Below are 19,843 nucleotides of genomic sequence, written 5' to 3'. Positions count from 1 at the left end.
GCGTATAGCTTGCCCCACCCGCCCCCCCCCCCCCTAGGCGCGCGGGCGCGTGGCGCAAGCGATACGCGGCCAGAAGCCAACCGGCAGGAGGCTGTCCGGATGGCTGAAGTTATGCCCGTCCTGATGCGCACCGGCGCGGTAGCGCTCGGCTCGACCCTGGCCGGCATCGGTTATGCGGCTTTCGTCGAGCGCAACGCGTTCGTGCTGCGCGAGATCACCATGCCCGTCCTGTCGCCGGGGTCCACACCGCTTCGGGTGCTGCACCTCAGCGACCTCCACATGCTGCCAAACCAGCGCCGCAAACAGGCCTGGCTGCGCGAGCTGGCCGCCTGGGAACCCGACCTGGTGGTCAACACGGGCGACAACCTGGCCCACCCCAAGGCGGTGCCCGCGGTGGTGCAGACCCTCGGCGACCTGCTGTCGCGGCCGGGCGTGTTCGTCTTCGGCAGCAACGACTACTTCGGACCGCGGCTGAAGAACCCGCTGAACTACCTCACCAACCCGTCGCATCGGGTCCGTGGCGAGCCGCTGCCCTGGCAGGACCTGCGGGCGGCGTTCACCGAGCGCGGCTGGCTCGACCTCACCCACACCCGCCGCGAATTCGAGGTGGCCGGCCTGCACATCGCCGCCGCGGGTGTCGACGACCCGCACATCGACCGGGATCGCTACGACACGATCGCCGGCCCGGCCAGCCCCGCCGCGAACCTGCGGCTGGGGCTGACCCATTCCCCGGAGCCGCGGGTGCTGGACCGCTTCGCCGCCGACGGCTACCAGTTGGTGATGGCGGGGCACACCCACGGCGGGCAGCTCTGCCTGCCGTTCTACGGCGCCCTGGTGACCAACAGTGGCCTGGACCGCTCCCGCGCCAAGGGGCCGTCGCGGTGGGGCGCCAATATGCAGTTGCACGTGTCCGCCGGCATCGGAACCTCGCCGTTCGCGCCGGTGCGATTCTGCTGCCGGCCCGAGGCGACGCTGCTGACGCTGATCGCCGCCCCGATGGGCGACCGCGATGCCAGAAGCGACCTGAGCCGTTCGCAGCCAACCGCTTCGGTGCGGTGAGCGATCGGGCCCGGATCGCGGTCCGCACCCTGCCACGAGACTGGACGGACCACGCGATCCGGCTGATCCAGGCCGACGCCCGCCGTAGCGCCGACACCCACCTGCTGCGCTACCCGCTGCCTTCGGCCTGGGACACCGGCGTCGACATCGCGCTGTACCTCAAGGACGAGAGCACGCACATCACCGGCAGCCTCAAGCACCGGTTGGCGCGCTCGCTGTTCCTGTATGCGCTGTGCAACGGGTGGATCGGCGAGGGCACCACGGTCGTCGAGGCGTCCTCGGGGTCGACGGCGGTGTCGGAGGCCTACTTCGCGGCCCTGCTGGGGCTGCCGTTCGTCGCCGTGATGCCGGCGTCGACGAGCGCGGCCAAGGTGGCGCTGATTGAATCACAAGGCGGCCGTTGCCATTTCGTCACGGATTCGAGCAAGGTGTATGCCGAGGCCGAGCGGGTCGCCCGCGACACCGGTGGGCACTACCTCGATCAGTTCACCAACGCCGAGCGCGCCACCGACTGGCGCGGCAACAACAACATCGCCGAGTCGATCTTCGAGCAGATGGGCGAGGAGCGATACCCCATCCCGGAATGGATCGTCGTCGGCGCGGGCACCGGCGGGACCAGCGCGACGATCGGCCGCTACCTCCGCTACCGGCGGCACGCGACGCGGCTGTGCGTCGTCGACCCGGAGAACTCCGCGTTCTTCCCCGCCTACTCCGAGCAGCGCTACGACGTCGTGATGCCGGCGTCCTCGCGGATCGAGGGCATCGGCCGGCCTCGGGTGGAGCCGTCGTTTCTGCCCGGCGTGGTCGACCGGATGGTCGCGGTCCCCGACGCGGCGTCGATCGCCGCGGCCCGCCACGTCAGCGCCGTGCTGGGGCGGCGGGTGGGGCCGTCGACCGGCACCAACCTGTGGGGCTGCTTCGGGCTGCTCGCCGAGATGGTCGCGCAGGGCCGCAGCGGGTCGGTGGTCACCCTGCTCGCCGACAGCGGCGACCGCTACGCCGACACCTATTTCAGCGACGAGTGGGTCGCCGCGCAGGGGCTCGACCCGACCGGCCCGGCCGAGGCGTTGGTCGAATTCGAGCGCACCTGCGCGTGGAGCTAGCCCGGCAGCCTGCGGTTTGGTCAGCCGGCGGGCCGGTGCGATACGCTGTCGTGGCTTCAAGCGGGGTGTGGCGCAGCTTGGTAGCGCGCTTCGTTCGGGACGAAGAGGCCGTGGGTTCGAATCCCGCCACCCCGACTCGTATATCAATGGCCTGACCAGCAGCGACACGGTCAGTGCTCCTCGGCATTAGGAACTCGCTTGCGCGTCCGTCCGCAGCGCGTCCGCAGTAGATTCACGCAGCGCCAGCACTGCGGCGTCCAAAGCGTCCGCGACGGCCTCTAGGTCATCCGGGAACAGGTCTGCATAGGTGTCCAGAGTCAGCGCCGCCGACTTGTGTCCCAGCATCGTCTGGACGGCCTTGACATTCGCGCCCGCACTGATCGACAACGAGGCGGCGGTGTGACGGAGGTCGTGCATCGTGGGGCGCGGCCAGTCGATCGTCGGCTTGCCGTCTTCGTCGATGCCGCGCAGCTTTGCGACGGCCGGGTTGAACACACGGGTTCGGAAGGTGGCGATCCTCAGAACACCGCCGCCCGGCGCGGCGAACACCAAGTCGTCGCGCCCCTTGCCGGCCATTCGCCGGGCGAGGTCATCGGTCAGGAATCGCGGGAACGGGACGGACCGGCGTTCGTGGCTTTTCGGCGTCGACCATTCCAACTTGCCCTTGACCTCAGTCACTGACCTGCGCACCTGTACCCGCCTGCGCAGCATGTCAAAGTCAGCCACAATTAGGGCCGCCATTTCCCCATACCGCAGGCCGGTGTAGGCCAGGAACCGGACCACCAGGCCATCACGGGCCAACGCGCCCGCCAGGTCGTCCACCTGCTGATGCGTTAAGTAGGCACGCTGTGAGTGTTCACGCCGCGGCGCTTTGACCCCATTGCACGGATTGCTCGCAATTCGCCGGTCCTCCACAGCGAGACCGAGAATCATCCGCAGCACACCCAGCGCGGTTTCGATGGTCGGCGCCGACGAACCCTGTGCGGCAAGCTCATTGACCCATGTCCGCACGGCAGATGTCTGAACTTCGCAGACCGGCGTCACTTCCCAAACGTCGCGGACATGGGTGAGCCAAGCAGATTCACGCGCTGCCTTCGTGGTCGCCTTCAGGTGGCCGAACGTCCCCACCCACTGCTTGTACAACTCCCTTACGGTGACGCTGCCGGCGCCGGGTGCGATATAGGTTCCGGTGACAATCGTTGACGTGACCTCGTCAAGCCATTTCTGAGCATCTACCTTTCGACCGAACCCCTTTGCGACCTCGCGGCCGTTGCTGTCGACATACCTTGCAGGCCACCGCTTTCCCTTGCCATAGTTGGCGCTCGAGACGGCATGTTTTGTGCCTTTCTCATCCCGGACCGTCTTCGTCCACCGGTCCTCCACACCGCTTCGACGGTTACGCCTCTGCGTCACTCGCCTGCTCCATTTGTCCTTGGGCCGCACTTTGGTTCATTTCGTAAGCGATCCCGTGGACCATGGCAAGTTCGACCGCATATTGCTTTGCAGTGTTTTCCAGGTCCCGCGCTACTCGTTTGGCGCTCTCTTTTTGTCTGTCCAGGGCTACCTGTAGATCCTTTATGGTGTCTGGATAGCCCTCCGGGGGGCGGCTTTCGAAGATGGCCAGAGGAGGCACGTCGAAGATGTAGGCGATTGCCGCCGCTTCGGCTACGCGGAGGGGTCGGGCGCCGCGCTCGATCTTGGCCACGGTGGTTTGGTGCATGTCGAATCCTTCAAGGCGCAGCAGTTCGGCAACCTGCTCTTGCGACCAGCTACGTGCGCGACGCCACTGGCGGACCATTTCGCCGAACGTCTTCTCCCAGGACTCGTGTTCTTGCCGACGGTCCGCCATATGCATCTCACGTATGTCCCGCGCTAGGCGGCGTCCATCCACGCCCATGCCCACCTCCTGCCTAGCAGGATAGTCTGAAAAAGCTTGCGTTACAAGCGTAGTCCGACTACTCTCCCCTGAGGGCTTCAAAATCAAGCGTTTAAGGACAGGTGCCCGGATGCCAACCACGAACAAGAGGGACCTCATGTCGACGAAGGATGTCGAGACTGAGTTTGGAATTCCTGAAGGAACTCTGCGGTACTACCGGTCAGCGGGCGTCGGGCCAACCTCCTTCCGGCTGGCCGGCCGAGTTCGCTACTGGCGTGAGGATGTGCTGGCATGGATTGCCCGACAGGAATCGGCCACCAAGCGCGGCGAGGGTATCGCGTGATGCAACAGGCAGCTTCTCCCTCCCCGACCGACTCGAGTGAACTCCTCGACACAATCGTCACTTGGTTCCGACGCTTCGTCGCTATGCCGGACCCCGACGACTTGAACATCTTGGCGCTGTGGACGGTTCACACTCACTTGGCGGTCGAGCTCTACACCAGTCCCCGTTTGATGATTGACTCGCTAGCGCCTGGCAGCGGCAAGACGACTCTCCTGGAACACCTGAAGCACTTGTGCTACGCGCCCATCCAGGCGGCTGGGCTTGCGTCTGCAGCAGTCCTGACGCGGGTTCTGCAGCACGACACGCGAACCATTCTGCTCGATGAGGTCGACCGGACCCTGCGGCCTGACGGCCCCCTCACCAACGACCTACTCGCCATCCTCAATACCGGCTACCGCGTCGGTGGTGTACGGGCCGTGTCCTTTCCGACCGCGAATAACGGGTGGGAAGTGCAGGAGATGCCGACCTTCGCGCCCGTGGCGATGGCTGGCAACGCGCCACGCCTACCTGACGACACGGTGCAGCGGTCCATCCGCGTTCTGCTGATGCCCGACCTTTATGGGACCGTGGAGGATTCAGATTGGGAGGAGATCGAGAACGAGGCTAAAGCACTACGTGAGGCCATTGCCGAGTGGACCGACCGCGTTCGGTCAGAGGTGAAGGGCATGAAGGTCGAGATGCCCGAAGGATGCGTCGGCCGGTTCAAAGAGAAGTGGCGACCGCTCAAGCGCGTCGCAGTTGTTGCGGGCGGCGGCTGGCCGGACATCGCCGACCGCCTTATCCAGCAAAGTCTCCATCAGGACGCCGCCGAGCGTGAGGCCGGCCTAAAGGAGGAGCGTCCAGGCGTAGTTTTGCTGAGAGACCTGTATGCCGTGTGGCCAACCGATACGATCTTTGTGCCGACTCGGGAGTTGGTGCAGCTAGTGATCGATCGCAATCCCGAATATTGGGGTGCAGGAAGTCCTTTCGGCAAGCAACTGACTGACACGCGGTTCGGCCGGATGATCGTTCAGGCGTGTAAGGCAACCTCGTCTCGCCCAGGAAGCTATCGCGGCTTTGCGCGGTCGCAATTCGAATTCGTCTGGCACCAGTACGGCATCTCCCGTCCTGAACCCGACGAACTCGGCAAAGCCGGTTAACCCGGCGCGGCAGAGGACCACCGGGTTCGCCACGATAGCCAACTCAACCGGGTTGTACAGGGAGTGATGGGAGCAACAATTTCGAAAACATGCACTGGCAAGCATGCGCCCCGAGGGGTCGATAAGGCGGTCACGTTCTGGGGATTTCGACCCACCCCATCCAATGTTCAACATCGAAGCCGATTCCAGCGGTGGGTGAGGGGTTCCCAGTGGGCGAGCAGTTACTTTGTGTGTAACTCGTGGGGGGTGTCGGCTGGCCGATCTACCATATCCATCGTGTCAACAGCCTGGGTTACTAGCGCCCTTGCCCTAGCTCAGTGGAGGCTTGATGTCGTTACCGAGACCGCGTTGGAACTGGTCCGGTGTTCTTCACAGGTGTCGACGGCGGGAACCGTCACAAAGAGCGTCCTCGGACTCACAGGCGCTGAAATCGCTTGCGCCGCAATACGACGAGACTCAACACAAGACCTATCTTGATCAGTTGGAAATCGCGATCGGCGACCCTAGAAACCGCAACATCGCCCTAAGCGGACGCTACGGGGCGGGCAAGTCCTGCGTGTTAGACAAGTTCCAAGAGCACCACAACAGCTCGACGCTGCGGCTAGCCATTTCAACTCTTGCGCCGGACACGCAGGGCGTGAGTTTGACTAACAGAATCCAGAAGGAGGTGCTCAAACAGCTTGTCTACAGCGCCCGATCCCGCACCCTCCGGCATTCGCGGTTTCGTCGGCGAACCCCGCTGCCGTGGTGGCGGGCGCTAGTCGAGGCATTACTAGCAGTTGGTGGTCTCTTGGCCCTATTGTTGCTCCTTGGGCGTCTTCCCTCGCACATCGCGGGCATCGCCGATCATTCGACGTTGCAGCGAATAATGGTTTGGACGGTTGTGGCCGCGTTACTCTGCGTGGCGTTGGCAGTGCTGAGGACAATCACCCACAACCGAGTCGTAGTCTCAGAGATATCGGCAGCGGGCGCGACGTTCTCGTTGTCGGCTCCAACGAACACTTACTTCGATGAATACCTGGACGAAGTTGTCTATTTTTTCGACCAGGAGCCGAAGGATTTCGTCATCTTCGAGGACTTGGACCGCTACAACGACCCGCAGATATTTCAGGCGCTGCGTGAGCTCAATACGCTACTCAACAACACCCCAAAGCGACTCGACAAGATCGACAGACACAACAATCCGCTGCGATTCATCTACGCGATGCGCGACAGCCTCTTTGAGAAGATCGGCGAGGAAACTGCGGAGCGGGCGGCCAGCGACGCAGCTCACGCCGAAAATATCCGAGCAAACCGAACCAAGTTTTTCGAATTAGTTATCCCGGTCGTGCCTTTCATCTCGCACCGCAGCGCTCGCGAGCATCTCCACCGTCTTCTCCGCGACGCACAGATCACCGATATCGATCGCTCTCTAGTCGAGCTCGTCGCCAAGCACGTCACCGACATGCGGCTATTAATCAACATCCGCAACGAATACTTGGTCTTCGCTGCACGACTGCTCAAGTCCGACAAGGTTGCGCCCGAGTTGTCGGCCAACCAACTGTTCGCACTGGTTGCCTACAAGAATTTCCATCTAGAAGACTTCGAGGACATCTCACGCCGCGCCAGCGATCTCGATCGCGTGTACGACTTCCACCGCAGGCTTGTCGCGGCGGCGGTCGCCAAATGCGAGCACGAGAAGCGTGACCTGCTAACGAGAAACGCGCCTCCCCCTGCGATCTTCCCGTTGGCGAATAAGCTCGGCGGGCGGCTAGTAGCTCTGGGGCATGCCGAACGTGATCGCAACAACTGGACTGGCATGCAGTTGGGGTTCGTAGTGAACTCTGAGCGGCACAACGAACAGCGAGTTACTGAACCAGCATTCTGGGATGCGGTCGTCGAAGCGCGCTCCATTACCGTGCAGGCGAATCAGAATCAGCTCATCGTGCTGTCACAGGCGCACCTCGAGGGCCTATTTCCGGAAGCCCTGAAGGATCGATGGGCAGAGAGATGCGCCGAAGCGGTCGAACGGCAGCTTGAGCGGCTCGACCGTCAGATCGACTTCCTGCGCGGCGCCAACTTCCAGGATCTCACCGACGACGAGACGGTGCCTCTCGCGGTGTCGGCCAACGCAAATGGCCAGACCGACGCAGTCAAGAATGTAACGTTCGCAGAGTTCGTCGACGAAACCCTCAGATCGGAGCTAGCGCGCGATCTCGTCAAGCACGGATACGTCGACCAGAATTTCACCCTGTACGCCACGCAGTTCTACGGCGACTTCACTGGAGTCGACGTGGCCACGTTCATCGTCCAGACCGTGCAGACCAACAGCATTGACATCAACTACCGCTTCTCCGGTCCTGCAGCGATCGCGAATCTACTGGCCGAGACGGACGAAGACTTCACTCATACCATCAGCGCCTACAACGTCCAGGTGCTCGATTACCTTCTCGTTCAAGACCCGAAGCGAGCCGACGAGGTTGTGAAACATGTGACGACCAAGTTCGGAACCCAGGCGAGAGAATTCTTGGCGGCCTTTTTTACTGCGAACGGAGAGCGCGCCCGCCTGGCAGCACGGATGGGCCACCGTGGGTGGCAGCAAGTGTTCACGTACCTCAGCGCTGACGAAGGCGTGCCCGCAGACGCGCGCGCCTCCTTAGTTGACGCTGCGCTGCTGTCGGCCGACCCAGACGGCACCTACGATTTTGGGTCCGAATTCACCGACTTCGTGACAGAGCACTACGAGGAGATGTCGGCCTTCACCGCGCCGCATTCCAGGTCCGAGCTCGACACGCTGGTAAGGATTCTCCAACGTGCAGGGATTCGCCTGCCGAGCCTCGGCCAGGTTGACCACGAGCTGCAGCGCCTCCTCGTCGCTAACGAGCTGTACGAGCTAACCGCTGCCAACCTGCGTACAGCGCTCGGAATCAGTGGCGAGGTAACGCTGGACCAGGCTCGCGACAATGACGCGGTCTACCGGTACTGCTTGACCAACCTCAACGTCTACCTTGACGCGATCGAAGCCGATGACGACACCGACTACTCGGTGCAGACCTCTCGGACTCTCGTCGCCGCGCTAAATGTAGCCGTAGGGGCCGAAGAGACCGTCAAACGAATCACCGCGACCGCATCGCCGGATGCCGCCCTGCGGAAGGTAACTGATGCTCCTAGTTCGACCTGGCCGGATCTCGCCGCGGCCGATATGTTCCGTGGATCGCTGACCAACGTCGAGGCGTATCGGGCCGAGATTGGAGCCATCGACGAGAATCTCGGCCAGCTACTCGTCAGCGCCGGCTCCATCGACAACGACACCGACGACGCAGAGGAGACCGAGACGCCGGACAAGGCAGCCACGGCCATTGCAGTCCTTAACGCCCGCGGCGGCATCCCCTCCCCCGAAGACCGAGTGCAGCTCGTCAGGAGCTTGGGGCTTGACGGTCCACTACCGGCCGCTCAAATCACGCCAGAGGATAGCGATCTTTTCGCACTGCTCATCGAACACGAACTGGTGGCCGACGATGCAACCACGTTCGCCCACCTGCGCGCTGCCGGGTGGGCCTCCGTCGAGCCCGCCATCGTCGCCTCACGCAACATCGAGAGTTTCATAACTCCGGACTTGGTCGATGGGATGATTGCCTCCCTGCTCACGACAGCCGAGACAGGCAGCAGGCTCGGTCAGCACGTGATCGCGGCCCTGGCGGACTACGTTCCCGCAGATGACCGCGACGCATTAGTTGCTGCCTCGGAATTCGCTATCGAGACCAACACCGCCTTACCGGTGGAACAGATCCGCCGGATCGCGATGACAGCCAAAAACCCGGAACTCACAGTCCGATTGCTTCAGACAACGGCTCCCGACGCGAACGACATTGTGGATGTGCTGAACGAACTCGGCGGCGAATACAGCTACCTGTCAAATTGGGAACGAGCCGAGTTCGAGCTTCCATACGACGAGGCCCACAAGGCCGTGCTAACGATCCTCCAGGACGCGAATGTGTGCAAGATCAATAAGAAGCAGAAGCATCGCAAGCCGATCTTCGTCGTAGTGCGGTCCTAGCCCGCTAGAGCTCATGTCTCATATGCAATGTTCTTGACTGCTCGAATGCCGCATCAAACGTGCATCTGCGCTGCCGGACCCAGCGGGTCGACCCGAACAATCTTTGCGGTGACTGACTACGCCGACCCTGCTGCGATCGTCATCCGAAGGAATGCCGTCACATCATCCGGTGGGTCGCCTCTGCGGTATGTAAAGATGCGAGCGTCCCACTGGTCTGGCCGACTAATGCCAATCGACTTCAGGTCGATCTCCATCTGGTCCACGAGGAAGGACCACAGCTTCCGATGTGCGCTGTAATCGCCGTCGCTATCGAGCATGTAGAGGTGGATGAGGACGAGTCGCTTGTCCGACGTTCGGGAGCGCAGCAGGGGCCAGTACTTGACGAGATTGGTGACACCTCCGCCGCTTTCGGTCTCGACCAGAACGGTCGTTGTCGGAAGCTCGATCCGGAGGTCGCCGAACTGGAACTGCTGGGGTCTTGAGAGTCTCCACCCGTCGATGCCGAACCGGTTGCTGCCAGCGTGGCCGGTGACGCAGTCCACGCCCAGGTCGGCCACCGCGTCTCGGAGGAGCACGAGAAGTGGGCGCTCATGGGATATCCGTTTGGCGGGCTTGGGAACGCGGGGGTCGATCGACATCATCAGCGCGCGCCCTCGACGAAAAAGATCATGTCGATGACCTTTGCCTGAGTGTATCGCCGCTCCGTAGGCTGGCCCGTCTCAAAGTTCAGCGTCCTCTTCCGGCCGGCCTCGATCGCGTCGGCATGTTCTCGGTAGAACTGGCCGATCCTCTGGAGTGCTTTAGGTCCGAACGTCGAGCAACCGAAACCCTTGTTGAAGTACCGGTCAAACGCCGGCACGCAGCCCATCGTTCCGAGGAGAACCTTGGTCACGAGGACATCAGAGGCCCGATCGTGAAGGGTGGCACGAAGCTGCTTGCCGAACGCGCGCATTTCCTCGATGGTCGTCTTGTCGTATCTATCGACATCGAGGGTCCAAAGGTGCGCTGGCGCGCCTGCCAGCGCCTCGACTACGGGCACGTATGCTCGGACGCTTCGCTTGAGCAACTCGGCTTTACCGCGCAGCATCCCCCAACTGGCTAGGTAGAAACCGAGATGGAGGCAGGACATCAGGAGGGCGTCCCCGTTGAGGAGGTCGTCCAGGCGGTCCTCCTCCTGGTGGGACTGGAAGTAGTTGAAGCAGTAGTCGAAGGAGGCGTACCTCCCCAGCGGTTGCCGGTCGCCAAGATAGGTACCCAGGTTCTTCTCGATGTCAACGTCGATCATCTCGCCGGACCGCACTCCTCGCGTTGGATCTAAGGCAGGCAGCCCACCAGTCGATTCGATTAAGCGGATGCATGCCACGATCAACATATCGGCGCCTTCGGCCTCTGCGGCAAAGCAGCAGGGCTGGCCATGGTCACCGTGTCAGAGCACACGGACTCCGTAGCACTGTCGCAAAACAACGTTCTTGACTTCTCAAATCTCGCACCAAACGTGCGCCGCGACGTAGCTGGTGTTACGACCCTTACTGGATAGAGTCGCGAATCTCTCCTCGGATCTTGCGCCGGTGCCCGCCGGCAACATGTGATTGAGAATCTCCCTCTCCGTGGTCATGCTCTGGCTGCGGCCAGAGGACTACGTTTCGCTAGGTCCAGCCGCGCTTTGCGGAAGGTGGCGGCAAATGGGATTTTTCGATTAGCTCAGCCCGTACCCGCTCGTCGGTCACGATATTGCTCAAGTTTGTTTCTGAATCCACTATCACGCCATCTATGGTAACTCCAATCAAAATGGCCTCCCCCAGGTCTGCGCCTGAGAAGTCGGCGCCCGCGAGATTCGCATTAGTGAAAATAGCATTCCGAAGATCAGCACCTCGCATATCCACGCCATTCAAGTGAGCTTCTGAAAAGTTCGCGTTTCTGAAGTCGCCGCTTAAAGTCGATCCGCTCAAATCGGCCCCTATAAAGACGGTATCTCTCGCTTGAACAGTGCAGAGCTTAGCGTCCCTTATAAACGCAAGAGCGAAGCTTGCTCCCGTGATATCCGAACCCGAAAGCTCAGCTTCATTGAGGTTAGCGTGATCAAGGTTCGCGCTCGGCATACTAGTTTGCATTAGTTCAGCTCCCTGAAGGTCTGCATAAGGTAGCCTCGCATTGGCCATAATTGTTCCGCTCAGCGTTGCTCCACGCAAAGGTGCATACGCAATTTGGATTGCTGATAAATCGAGCCGTCCGGCTTCAGCGCGGCTCCATAAATTTTCGTCTACTAAAATTCGGATTACGGCTTGCATGTCTATCCGGAGCGCACTCAATTGGGTTGGTTCGGATGGTGGATCGTCGACCGCTGAAGCTCCTTGAGACTTAAGATACGCTAATAACACCTCAGCCGCTGCTCTTGTGTATTGTGGGGTTTCCGCCACTTGATTGAGTGCATAGATGCCGCCGATGCGTACTTCTTGTTTGTCACTACCGAGTTGATCTACTGATTTTGTTAGGCGGTCCGTAATCTGCCCACGCCTAGCCGTTTGCACCTGGGCCCACGCGATCGAGCCCGTAACTAGAACCAGGGCTCCTCCGATGGCTTGCACCAGCGTAGTTCGCACGGAGTTCCGTGTCGTGGCGAGGTCATTCTGTGCTTTTATCCGGTCTGCGGTTGATAGCTTGCTTAACTCCGATTGAGCCGGAGCCGGCACAAGCAGATAGGGGAAAAAAGTTACGGACAATAGCAGCAGCCCGAGGACAGCCAGCGCTAACAGTCCTGTCGACACGCGCCAGGTGGCCCCTCGGATAAAGCTTTTCAGACGCCACGGAAAAACGCGGACTGGCGGAAGATCGTCTGGATCTCCGGGTATTGGCGCCGTGCCGTAGGGTCCTACAGATTTACTCATCAGGCATAACCAACCTTCGAAATGTTGCTACCGCAACAGAATAAGAGAGACGAAAGTATCCTGTTTGAAGCGCGTTCGCGACTACCGCGCCGATACCGAAGATTGCATCGTCCACGTCCTGTTTCAGCTTTTGGTTGCGTTGACGCGATTCCCACCAACCTGAGGACGTGGCGCCAGCAACATCTTGAAGATGACTATGACAGCGATTGATAAGTCCGTCCAGGTCGCCGGTCGTCTGTAGCCGCATTTGAGCAAGTGCTGGGAAGTCGACACCACTAGCGCAGACCCGATTGATATGCCTTCGTACTTGCCTCGGCGAGAACCCAAAAAGTTCGGCCAGATACGCTTCGGCTTGCAGCTCGTCGTGCCGTATCTGTCGTTGACCGCTTAGCAATGCAATGTCGGGGTTGGCGGTGGCCAACAGTGTATCAAGAATTGGCGTTACAGCCCGGTGGTTCAGGAGGCTGCTGAGATCGTTCAGTGCTCGGGCGCTAGCGTCGGTGCCAACGCCGCGTTTGTAAGCCTCATGAAGGAGCCTGACTCTCTTTAGAACGGGACGAAGTTGATGACGGTCGGCGTTTAGCAGAAATTGCCTGGCCATCTGGACCCTCCGGCTACCGAACGTCCGTATCGATTTAGGCGAGTCGTGACACCCGACGGCAAGAATATCTGATCCGTGGCGGTACGCATAACTTTTCATGTAGCGCCGCACGACGAGCTGCTTGCCGTGCCGGTTTCCCGTAGGGCCACCACGATTACAGCGTGTCTCAGAACTAAAGTATTGAGACGCCGATGCCGTGATCAGTTGCCTCTCAGAAAGTGCCAGGTCATGCTGTCTCAAAAGTTGACTCAAAAACCATGTCGCAATACTTGTGTTTCTGAGACTTTTGAGACAAGCTTGAGGCATGGCTACCGCAACGACCACCGCGGGTGCTCAACTCGGATACGCCCGCGTCAGCACCCTGCATCAGTCCCTCGACCAACAGGTCGATGCGCTCACGGCGGCAGGTGTCGATACCAGCCGCATCTACAGCGACATGCTCTGTGGCACTTCTACCCGTGAGCAGCGGCCCGGTCTTGCTTCGCTGCTGGACTATGCACGCGAAGGCGACGCCATTGTTGTCGTCGGCATCGACCGCTTGGGCCGCAACGCTGCTGAGGTCATGACGACGATCCGCGAATTGGGGGAGCGGGGAATCGTGCTTCGCTCACTGCGGGAAGGCATCGATACGACGAACGCAACGGGTCGGATGATTGCAGGCGTACTTGCGAGTCTGGCCGAACTTGAGTTGGAGTTGGGCCCTGAACGTCGGTCAGCGGCACGTGAGGCGCGCCGCGTACGGGGTCAATCAATTGGGCGGCCAAAGGTACTCGATGAATCAAAAGCAGCGTTGGCCCGAAGGATGCACACGCAGGGGGAACCGGCCACCACGATTGCCTCCGCGCTCGGCGTCAGCCGAGCCACCGTTTACCGCATCCTGGCAGACGATCACGATTAGTTTGTCCTCCGGCGCACCGACCACGCCGCCGACAGCGCCCGTGGCTGGTCCGCTAACTGCGCTCAACTGGTGTTCTACGTTTGAGCTTTGTGCCACATTCCTCGCACACGAATGTCGACTGGTTCAGCGGGACCACCTGCACATGTTGGCATTTGTGACATCTGACTTTCGAGGACTTCCCCGCTTGTACTTTCGTCGAGTCCCCGGAAGCGGGTTCCATTGACGGAGAGGCTGTGTCCGCTTCATCTAGCTGCACAACCGTTGGGTTTGCAGACAACGCAACGTGTTCGTCGCGCTGCGAGCGGTCATAACTCGCGTAGGTCGGTGGCTCACCTGAGTCGGGTACCGGATCTTGCCAGTCGTCTGGCGGCTCGATCCGAGCTTTGATGCCCGTATGGGTTTCGAGGAGGTACAAGAGGTTTGCGCCGTCGAACAACTCGATCGGCTTGCCCTCGGCGAACTCATAAGATGCTTTGCCGTATCCGCTTGTCGTGACGAGTATGCCCTTCGATGCGCCCTCGTTCTGGAGTGTCCCGAAGAGGTCGCGGACGGCAGAGACGCCGACGGTGTGTTTGTAACGCTTTGCTTGAATAACGACTTTGCCGCCCAAGATGGGATCGTTGTTGTAGGCGACGCAGTCGACGCCGCCGTCCCTGGACGCTCTTGTCTGCCTCGTGTCTAGCCCAATCTTGTCGAACAGGTTCTGGATGAGCGACTCAAACTGTTGCGGTGTGAGTTCCATGAGGTTGGGCCGGTCGTCCAGAGCGCCAAGGGTATCGGTTTCGGTGATGAATCGTGGGTCCACCATTGAGAACTCCAGCACGGGACGCACGGGCACCAACTCCGTGGGGCTCCTCGAGATTCCGGCGTTCAGGTATTTGAGGCAAGCAGCGGGGTCAATCTGCTTGAGGTTGATCCCGGTGAAGGTGTCTCGGGTCGTCCGGACAGTGATTAGGCATGGCCGGATTGGCTGTCCGGTACGCGGATCTGTCGTGTCAACAACGCCGTTGAAGACGACGACGTCGATGTGCCCGGCGTTATCCGACTCCAGCAACTCGTGCATCGTCCGGATCGCTACCTGCGCGACGACCGATGCGTACAGTGCTTTGACCTGGGAAAGGGGCCGGGCGGCTTCAGTGATCGAGTCAGATTGTCTGACGTATCTGTACGCCTTGGCTGTCGGCACCACATCGACTGTTGGCAGCTCGTACTCCGCGACGGCCTGCCGGGACTCTGGAACGTAAGCGAACTTGAATCTCTGCGGGAACCCGTCTGGGTAAGCGGATGCCTCTAGCACCATGGAACAGTAAGACACCACCGCGTCAAGCTCACCGCAGAGGTAGTCAGCTTCGAAAGCGTCTACGTGCAAATGCTGCTTCCTAGCCTCTTCGTTGAGTTGTGCCGCGGCAGCCTGCCACTCAGCCTGGGCCTTCGCCAGGGCGGTGGCTCGTTGCGCCTCACGACTGCGATGTTCCTTCACCGCTTGCCCGTACCTCGCTTGCCCTTCGGCTACTGCCTGCTCATGTTTGGCCTTACCAAATAGCTTGCCCAGGCCAGTAAGAGGGGCCGGCATGAATGTTTCGGGCACTGGCGCGAGTTCGGCCCGCTCAAGGTGGGCGTGTTTCCATGGCGGTTTCGACGCGGGCTTCTTCAGCGACGAGAAGCTGACAACATCACCGGCCTTCAGTGAAGCCGCGAGAAGCCCCTGCAGCGCTTCTATCGTCATTTCGAGGTCGGCGTTCATGGCCGCTACCTCGGCCACCCGGCTCTCGACGTAGAGGCGCTTGCGTTCCTTCTCGTCTGCCGCCTGAGCCCGCACGTAGGCCGCATGGGCACGGGCGGCTTCGCGTTGCGCAGCGGCCTGGGCCCGTACTTGAGCGGCTTGTGCTCGCGCGGCTTCGCGTTGCATCTGCGCGTATGCAGAAAAAATCGAACTACGGCGTGCCATCGCCACCTCCTCATCCTCAGCCTTGCACCGCAGTGACCGTCTCGCGAGCAATATTGCCGCATTCCACAACTGCAGACATTCCAGCGTGCTTAGACTGATGCCGCCTGCAACATTTGCGTCAATCAACCGTTACCGGGGCACCATGCAACGTGCGGCAGTGATCGCTGCAGCCGCCCTTGTGCTCGGGCATTCAGGCTGCGCTCCTGCGTCTAGTGGCACGGGAACGGGGTCTCGGAGTACTACCTTGCACTTGTGACTACCGTCAAGTGGGACGCGATCCTTCGGTGCCAAACGTGGCACGTGTGGCCAGAACCGTTCGCGGCGCAACTTTGGGGTGTGCCAGTCAATTACGGAGCTGACTCCCCGTTGCGGGTGGACGTGGTCATAGATATCTACCCACCGAGATCACATGCCGCGAGGTTCGTCGTCGAACCGACCGACCGTGGTCCGGAGCTGCCTGACGAGCTGCTGCATGGTTTGCACCGCGCGGGCGATACCTTCCTCAAGGCTCCGGAGGATGCCGTCCCGGTGTTGCCCTCCGCGCCACGCCACGCGAGGCGAGGTGAGTTGGACATCATCCTGGACTTTGAGTTTGACGGGGACTCGCTTCCGACAGCCCTTGAAGAAGCTCTGCGTGATACCGCCTACGAAATCATGGCGTTGTTGAACATCCATCTCCGCGACTTCCTGACCCCTGCACTACCTTTCCAGATCAGGAAACTGATGGATGATGGCAAAGCCGGCGTGAAGTTCATCCGCAGGATCGCTGTCGAAGACCGTCAGGAGCTGACGGTGGACGCACTGGGACGACTGCTAACCGAAGTCGCAAGCGTTCTCGCCGGACCCATAAATACCGAGAAGTTCCGCACTGCCCTGGAGCTCTACGCGGCACATTTCAACGAACGGCAGCCGCGCGTTCGGATCATTCTGTTGGTCATCGCGATGGAAGCCTTGGCTGTAGCATCGCCTAAAGATCAAGCCGCTCTGGACCTCATTGATCGTTGGACTGCCGAACTCAATGAGGAGAAAGCGAAGCATGGCAAAGCATCCAGCGTGCAGCGAAGCCTGGATTCCCTTGGCGGGCAGCTCAATTCGCTAAGAAATAAGTCAATAGGTGCCCAGATAGGCGACTTGTTCGCTGACATTCCCGGTCTCAGCGAGGACGGATTGGCTGATCTGAGAAGCAGAGCCAAGGACGTATACAACAAGCGGAGCAAGCTGGTTCACGACGGATACCTATCGCCTAGTGACCTTCCCGGCCTAGAGAAGGAGGCGCGGACCCTGGTTGAAATGCTGTTTCGAGGCGCCATCGCACGCAGCGAGCCTCCAGAAGGCATGCGGCTCGTGATCTCTGAGCCTCAGACTGGGGCCTGATTCCGGATGGTCAAGGGCGACACCACCGTGTAGATGATGCCGCCCTTGACGTTGAACGGTTAGGCTGAATCGCGCGGCGGCGGGCGCAGCAAGAAGTGCGCCCTTAGGTCGTTCAACGCCTTGGCGATCTCCTTGCGGCGGGTGACCGTCCGCGTGCCGAACCCCGGCGGCTCGCCGATCAGAGACATGACCGTGGGGAACGACGTTGCGTTGGCCATGCGCGGGATGATGTTCCGATCTCGGCGCGCTCATCCGTCGCCCGGATCACCACTCCGTCGACCGGGTAAACGATGTTCGGATCGTCGTCAGTGCCTTGATCTCGCAGCCCACCGAAATGATCTGCTCAAGACGCTGTGCGACCTCCGGCTGGGAGCCGACTAGCGGCCCAGGCCCAGGGCCATAAGGGGTGGGTGTAAAACTCGACAATCGAACACTCGACGGTGGACATACCCCGGCGGATCGGTCGTACCCGACTGAGGCGACTGCCGGGCGTACGGCGTGGTACGCGGACGGACGCCAGGAATCGACTTCCCAAGCCGCGGACCAGCTCTTTGACATATGCGGTTGCCCGTCCGCAGTGCGTCCGCAGTAGCTCCGATAACGCTCGTCACCGAGCAACTGTCCCAACGCTCTGACATGCGAATTCTCAGCCCACCCAACGTGGTCAACCGCTCCAAACGCCCAGTACGTAGAGTTCGGGACGAAGAGGCCGTGGGTTCGAATCCCGCCACCCCGACTCAAAGAGCCTGATAGCAGGTCAGGGCTGCTGAGAGCGATTGCGGCTAGGGGCGTTGCTGGGTCCCGGCCCGCAGCTTGCCTGCAGTAGCCTGCAACGGACCCTGGCGAGTCGGCGTCCAGCTTTCCGGCGCCGATGGTACGGCTAGGGCAATCGCGATTGGGATGGCGATCGGGACCACTGCCAGCGCGACGCCAACGTAGATCCAACACTCGCCCGGTGCTTTGTTTGCGTGAACGAACGGCCCATGCTCACCCACCAAACCCGCGAACAACGCGCCGACGACCGCCAGCACGACCGCAGAGATCAAGGTCCACGCGAGCGCAGGAAGATCTGAGTTGAGTTTCAGCGGTTCTTCGTCTTCTAACGGTTGTCGCGCCCGTTCCGCGCGTTCAGACATCTTCTCCTCGACATACCGTATCAATAGCCGAGTCTTATGCGTGATAATACATGATATTGCGATCACATAGGCGCCCAAGATAGTTAACAAAGCGATCCGGAACGAAAGCAAGGATATATCGTGATCGAAATATAAGTTCATAAAGTTGATGTACATAAGAACTGTTAAGACGACCAGTGGTGCGGTCGTGACAATTACGGCTCCAGTAAGGATTCCGGGAAGGCGAAGTTTCCATTTAGTGGGCGCATCGAGTTTCCCGTCGGACCCTGCGCTCCAGATACCCCGCGACACGAAATACTGCGCCAAAACCCATGCAAGGCCGGCAACCATCAGGCACGACCCGACCATCAGCATACTTGTCGCTGGCATGGCCTCGGTCCAGGCAATTGCGCATCCGCCCTTCGGTCCCGCTAGCGCGTTTATGTTCCCGAATAGAAAAGCATCAAGTCCAAGTATAAGGACGCCCGATCCAAATAATGCCAGCGTATGGGCAATCTTGGCATCACGTAATTCTCCTGGTCCTTCTCTGCCAAGTAGGATGGCCATCACTGACATCATAAATCCGGCAAGAACGGTGGCCAGCGTAGAATTTGGCCCTGATGTCGCGATGATGCTCCATGGCAATTGTTCCGATCTGCAGGTGTCAGACAATTCCATGGCCTCGGCCACGCTCGTAGTAAGCATCTTGTCCTTCCCCTAGCTCAGTGTTCTGCTTGCGCTGGGCCTTGAATCTAAGCCCAACAAGGAGAGCATGGGAATGGTCGGTGCTGCGGGGATCGGCGGGAATCGTGCCCACCACTGCGCGGACGCGCGCAGTTCAGCGGGCGCCGCGGCTAGGCTGCTCGACCCGGACCCAGATGTGCAGTTGCTCGCGCCCGACCAGGCGGCAACGGTGGGTGGTCGCCAATTGGCGAGCCGCCTTGGTGAACGCCTGGTTGGTCACCACGACCGCCCGGTTGCAGCCGTGCTGCCGCGCGCCGGAGACGACCTGTTGGACGGCGGCCACACCGACCGCCTTCGCCTGGCGCTTGCACTGGACCGCCATGCGCGTGCCCTGTTTCTGGGCGACCAGGTCCACGCCGTAATCACCGGTGCTGGCGGTGTGCGTGACGCCCCACCCGACGGTCCGAAGCTGCGCCGCGACAAAGCCTTCGAACTCGACCCCCGATATGTCATCGACGGCCGCGAGATCCGACATCGCGTACCGCAGGTCGCGCCGCCGCTGCCGCTCGGCCCGGTAATGGTCCCGCTGCACACCGAGCCACAGCAGCGCGACCACCGTCAAGACCAGGCCGCCCAGTCCCGCCGAGAACCCCGCGACCACGCTGCCGGTCGCGCGCTGGGTGAAAAACCAAGGGAAAGCGAACCCCAGCAGCAGAAAGGACCCGAGTATCTTCTCCATGACCCCTCACGGTGACGGCACGGACTCGCCGATGAACCTAGCG

17 protein-coding genes and 1 tRNA gene are annotated in these 19,843 nt (G+C 60.9%); 8 read left to right on the top strand and 10 right to left on the bottom strand.

The window, feature by feature from the left end; all coding sequences use genetic code 11:
- The first annotated feature begins 99 nt into the window (after positions 1 to 99).
- The 3 genes from A5787_RS09220 to A5787_RS09210 all read left to right on the top strand — a co-directional run bounded on the left by A5787_RS09220 (position 100) and on the right by A5787_RS09210 (position 2,297).
- Positions 100 to 1,059 carry a metallophosphoesterase gene (locus A5787_RS09220; RefSeq protein WP_066964949.1) on the top strand — a complete coding sequence of 320 codons (960 nt, stop codon included), beginning with the start codon at positions 100 to 102 and terminating at the stop codon, positions 1,057 to 1,059.
- Entirely contained in the window at positions 1,056 to 2,162 is a 1,107-nt protein-coding gene (locus A5787_RS09215) for a PLP-dependent cysteine synthase family protein (RefSeq protein WP_066964946.1), read from the top strand. The genes A5787_RS09220 and A5787_RS09215 overlap by 4 nt, the downstream gene beginning before the upstream one ends.
- 61 nt (positions 2,163 to 2,223) lie before the next feature.
- Positions 2,224 to 2,297 (top strand) — tRNA-Pro (locus A5787_RS09210).
- 51 nt (positions 2,298 to 2,348) lie between these two features.
- Here A5787_RS09210 and A5787_RS09205 read toward each other — a convergent pair.
- Complete coding sequence (locus A5787_RS09205; protein WP_231993906.1) at positions 2,349 to 3,545, bottom strand: site-specific integrase; 1,197 nt, start codon at positions 3,543 to 3,545, stop codon at positions 2,349 to 2,351.
- Between the two features lie 13 nt (positions 3,546 to 3,558).
- The gene (locus A5787_RS09200; RefSeq protein WP_197506996.1) at positions 3,559 to 4,059 is read right to left on the bottom strand and encodes a helix-turn-helix domain-containing protein; all 501 of its coding nucleotides are present in this window, start codon (positions 4,057 to 4,059) and stop codon (positions 3,559 to 3,561) included.
- 109 nt (positions 4,060 to 4,168) lie between these two features.
- Between A5787_RS09200 and A5787_RS28080 the strand changes: the two genes are divergently transcribed.
- The 3 genes from A5787_RS28080 (at position 4,169) to A5787_RS09190 (ending at position 9,556) form a co-directional block, all read left to right on the top strand.
- Positions 4,169 to 4,381 (top strand): helix-turn-helix domain-containing protein, encoded by a 213-nt coding sequence (locus A5787_RS28080; RefSeq protein WP_082977134.1) that lies wholly within the window; start codon positions 4,169 to 4,171, stop codon positions 4,379 to 4,381.
- A gap of 83 nt (positions 4,382 to 4,464) precedes the next feature.
- Positions 4,465 to 5,520 (top strand): DUF3631 domain-containing protein, encoded by a 1,056-nt coding sequence (locus tag A5787_RS09195; protein ID WP_197506995.1) that lies wholly within the window; start codon positions 4,465 to 4,467, stop codon positions 5,518 to 5,520.
- 481 nt (positions 5,521 to 6,001) lie between these two features.
- Positions 6,002 to 9,556 carry a hypothetical protein gene (locus tag A5787_RS09190; protein ID WP_156763845.1) on the top strand — a complete coding sequence of 1,185 codons (3,555 nt, stop codon included), beginning with the start codon at positions 6,002 to 6,004 and terminating at the stop codon, positions 9,554 to 9,556.
- Between the two features lie 116 nt (positions 9,557 to 9,672).
- Here the strand turns inward: A5787_RS09190 and A5787_RS09185 are convergent, their stop codons facing one another.
- The 4 genes from A5787_RS09185 to A5787_RS27285 all read right to left on the bottom strand — a co-directional run bounded on the left by A5787_RS09185 (position 9,673) and on the right by A5787_RS27285 (position 13,042).
- Positions 9,673 to 10,197: a hypothetical protein gene (locus tag A5787_RS09185; RefSeq protein WP_066964929.1), complete on the bottom strand. Its 525-nt coding sequence runs from the start codon at positions 10,195 to 10,197 to the stop codon at positions 9,673 to 9,675.
- Positions 10,197 to 10,841: a hypothetical protein gene (locus A5787_RS09180; RefSeq protein WP_156763844.1), complete on the bottom strand. Its 645-nt coding sequence runs from the start codon at positions 10,839 to 10,841 to the stop codon at positions 10,197 to 10,199. The genes A5787_RS09185 and A5787_RS09180 overlap by 1 nt, the downstream gene beginning before the upstream one ends.
- A gap of 361 nt (positions 10,842 to 11,202) precedes the next feature.
- A complete protein-coding gene (locus tag A5787_RS26505; protein WP_082977132.1) occupies positions 11,203 to 12,441 on the bottom strand; it encodes a pentapeptide repeat-containing protein in 1,239 nt (412 codons plus the stop codon).
- Positions 12,434 to 13,042 (bottom strand): hypothetical protein, encoded by a 609-nt coding sequence (locus tag A5787_RS27285; protein ID WP_156763843.1) that lies wholly within the window; start codon positions 13,040 to 13,042, stop codon positions 12,434 to 12,436. Before A5787_RS27285 ends, A5787_RS26505 begins: the two co-directional genes overlap by 8 nt.
- Positions 13,043 to 13,346: 304 nt before the next feature.
- On the opposite strand from A5787_RS27285, the gene A5787_RS09175 reads away from it, so the two are divergent.
- Complete coding sequence (locus tag A5787_RS09175; RefSeq protein WP_066964925.1) at positions 13,347 to 13,940, top strand: recombinase family protein; 594 nt, start codon at positions 13,347 to 13,349, stop codon at positions 13,938 to 13,940.
- 52 nt (positions 13,941 to 13,992) lie between these two features.
- Here A5787_RS09175 and A5787_RS09170 read toward each other — a convergent pair whose 3' ends face one another.
- A complete protein-coding gene (locus tag A5787_RS09170) occupies positions 13,993 to 15,888 on the bottom strand; it encodes a restriction endonuclease (RefSeq protein WP_231993911.1) in 1,896 nt (631 codons plus the stop codon).
- A 252-nt stretch (positions 15,889 to 16,140) separates the two neighbouring features.
- Here A5787_RS09170 and A5787_RS09165 point away from each other — a divergent pair, with 252 nt between their 5' ends.
- On the top strand, positions 16,141 to 17,262 hold the full coding sequence (locus A5787_RS09165) for a HEPN domain-containing protein (RefSeq protein WP_156763841.1): 1,122 nt from the start codon (positions 16,141 to 16,143) through the stop codon (positions 17,260 to 17,262).
- 59 nt (positions 17,263 to 17,321) lie between these two features.
- Here A5787_RS09165 and A5787_RS27280 read toward each other — a convergent pair whose 3' ends face one another.
- The 3 genes from A5787_RS27280 to A5787_RS09155 form a co-directional block, all read right to left on the bottom strand.
- Positions 17,322 to 17,480 carry a hypothetical protein gene (locus A5787_RS27280; RefSeq protein ID WP_156763840.1) on the bottom strand — a complete coding sequence of 53 codons (159 nt, stop codon included), beginning with the start codon at positions 17,478 to 17,480 and terminating at the stop codon, positions 17,322 to 17,324.
- A gap of 564 nt (positions 17,481 to 18,044) precedes the next feature.
- Positions 18,045 to 19,067, bottom strand: coding sequence for a hypothetical protein (locus A5787_RS27275; protein ID WP_156763839.1), 1,023 nt, complete (start codon positions 19,065 to 19,067; stop codon positions 18,045 to 18,047).
- 148 nt (positions 19,068 to 19,215) lie between these two features.
- Positions 19,216 to 19,800 (bottom strand): restriction endonuclease, encoded by a 585-nt coding sequence (locus A5787_RS09155; protein ID WP_066964911.1) that lies wholly within the window; start codon positions 19,798 to 19,800, stop codon positions 19,216 to 19,218.
- Between the last annotated feature and the right edge of the window lie 43 nt (positions 19,801 to 19,843).

This window comes from Mycobacterium sp. 852002-50816_SCH5313054-b (assembly GCF_001667185.1).
Lineage (GTDB): Bacteria > Actinomycetota > Actinomycetes > Mycobacteriales > Mycobacteriaceae > Mycobacterium.
This window is presented reverse-complemented; position numbering and strand designations above follow the sequence as displayed.